Origin of the sequence: Mesorhizobium sp. M7A.T.Ca.US.000.02.2.1, assembly GCF_003996995.1 — a bacterium.
Classification (GTDB): domain Bacteria; phylum Pseudomonadota; class Alphaproteobacteria; order Rhizobiales; family Rhizobiaceae; genus Mesorhizobium.
This window is the reverse complement of record NZ_RZTT01000690.1, coordinates 1-1,955: the sequence shown is the minus strand read 5'-3', so window position 1 is coordinate 1,955 and position 1,955 is coordinate 1. Positions and strand designations below refer to the sequence as shown.

The 1,955-nt window shown below is 64.9% G+C and carries 3 protein-coding genes; all 3 read left to right on the top strand.

Features of this window, described 5'->3' with window-relative positions; translation table 11 throughout:
- A partial coding sequence (locus tag EOD15_RS33615) for an ABC transporter permease (RefSeq protein ID WP_148129799.1) occupies positions 1 to 425 on the top strand: 425 nt, incomplete at its 5' end.
- Complete coding sequence (locus EOD15_RS33610; protein ID WP_127319582.1) at positions 413 to 1,399, top strand: ABC transporter permease; 987 nt, start codon at positions 413 to 415, stop codon at positions 1,397 to 1,399. The genes EOD15_RS33615 and EOD15_RS33610, both read left to right, overlap by 13 nt.
- A gap of 11 nt (positions 1,400 to 1,410) precedes the next feature.
- Positions 1,411 to 1,955, top strand: a 545-nt coding sequence (locus EOD15_RS33605) for a nucleoside hydrolase (RefSeq protein ID WP_148129798.1), incomplete at its 3' end; no start/stop codon positions are given.

Sequence of the window (1,955 nt, the reverse complement as noted above, 5' to 3'; positions counted from 1 at the left end):
ACACGAAATGGGGTTACAGCGTCACGATGGTCGGGTCGGCGCCGAAATTCGCCGAATATGGCGGCGTCAACGTGAAACGGCAGGGTTTTCTGGTCCTGCTGCTTTCGGGGGCCGTCGGCGGGCTGGCCGGCGGCGTCGAGACGCTCGGCGTCCATCACCGCTTCATGGAAGGATTTGCCCCCGGTTTCGGCTTCGACGGGCTGATCGCCGCCCTGCTTGCCAATGGCTCGCCGGTCGCCACCATCTTCACCGCACTGTTCTTCGGCGCGCTGCGCAACGGATCGCTGCTGCTCGAGGTCGACACCAGCGCGTCGCGCGAAATCATCACCGTGATCCAGGCGCTGATCATCCTCAGCGTGTCGGCCCAAGTGCTGGTGAGAAAGCGTGGCGACAGCCAGGCAGGGGAGCGGCGATGGAAATTCTAGACAAGCTCATCAACGTCGCGCTGATCGCGGCGACGCTTCGCACCACCGCGCCCATCCTTCTGGTCGCGCTCGGCGGCTCGTTCACCACCAAGGCCGGCATCTTCAACATCGGCCTCGAGGGGCAGATGCTGGTCGGCGCCTTCTTCGCCGTCCTCGGGTCGATCTGGACCGGTTCCGCGCTGGCGGGGGTCGCCTGCGGCGTCGCGGCGGCGCTCGTCTTCGCCCTGGTTTTTGCTGTCCTGGTGGTGAGCTTCAAGGCCAATGAAGTGGTCGTCGGGCTGGCGCTCAACATCCTGGCCGGCGGCATGACGATCTCGCTGATGAAAGCGATCTTCGGCACGCGCGGCTCGATCGTCGGTCACGGCATCGTCGGCCTGCCGAAAGTCCAGCTGCCCGGCGCCCGCGACCTTCTCGGCTCGTGGGCGCCGCTGATCTCCGGCTTCACGCCGCTCGTCTATGTCGCCTTCATCGCGGTGCCGCTGCTGGTCGTCTGCTATACCAAGACGCGGCTCGGCCTCTATATCCGCGTCGTCGGCGAAAAGCCGGAAGCCGCCGAGGCGCTTGGCATCTCGATCACCCGCGTCCGCTATATCGCGTCGCTGCTGTGCGGACTGCTGGCGGGCCTCGCCGGCGCTCACCTGTCACTCGGCTACATCACCATGTTCACCGAAAACATGTCGTCGGGCCGCGGTTTCATGGCGGTGGCGATCCTGATCTTTTCCAACGGCGATCCGCTGAAGGTGCTGGCCGGCTGCCTGCTGTTCGGCTTCGCCGATGCCTTTTCGCTGCGCCTGCAGACGTTCGGCTATCCCTCCTACCTGGTTCTCACGGTTCCTTATGTCGTCGCGCTGATCGCATTGTTCGCGCTGTCCTACCGGGCGCGTCCGAAGATTATCGCCGAGACGCTGGAATCGATGCGCAAGCTGCTGTCGGTGGACAAGAACGCCGAACCCGGCGGCAAAAATCCCCAGTGAAGGAAGCCTTTATGGAACGCATAATCCTCGACGTGGATTCGGCCGGCGACGATATTCTCGCCGTGCTGTTTGCAGCGGTCAATCCGAAGCTGCGGCTCGAGGGCGTGACCACTGTGACCGGTGCCGCCGGCCCGATCGAGCAGGTCACCAACGTCGTCCTCAACACGCTGACGCTCGCCGGGCGTGACGATATCCCGGTTCACGCCGGCGCGTGGCGGCCGATCGTAGGCAACGCCAAGGCCGACATGGAGGCGCCGGTGCATTTCGAAAAACGGCTCGTTGCCCGTTTCGGCGATCGCCTGAAGAAGTTCAACCCGCCGGCGCCGACGCCGGTGCGGCAGGCCACGTCGGGACATGCGGTCGATTTCATCATCGGCACGGTCATGGCCAATCCGGGCGAGATCACGCTGGTGACGACCGGCCCGCTGACCAACGCGGCGATGGCGCTGTTGCAGGAGCCGCGATTGACCGGCGCACTCAAGCGGCTGATCGTGCTCGGCGGCAATTTCCAGACGCCGGGCAACATCACGCCCCTGTCGGAGTACAACATCTGGGC

Bases quoted from the DNA above. Each gene is read 5' to 3' on its own strand.
- EOD15_RS33610 (WP_127319582.1), top strand. From the start codon at position 413: ATGGAAATTCTAGACAAGCTCATCAACGTCGCGCTGATCGCGGCGACG.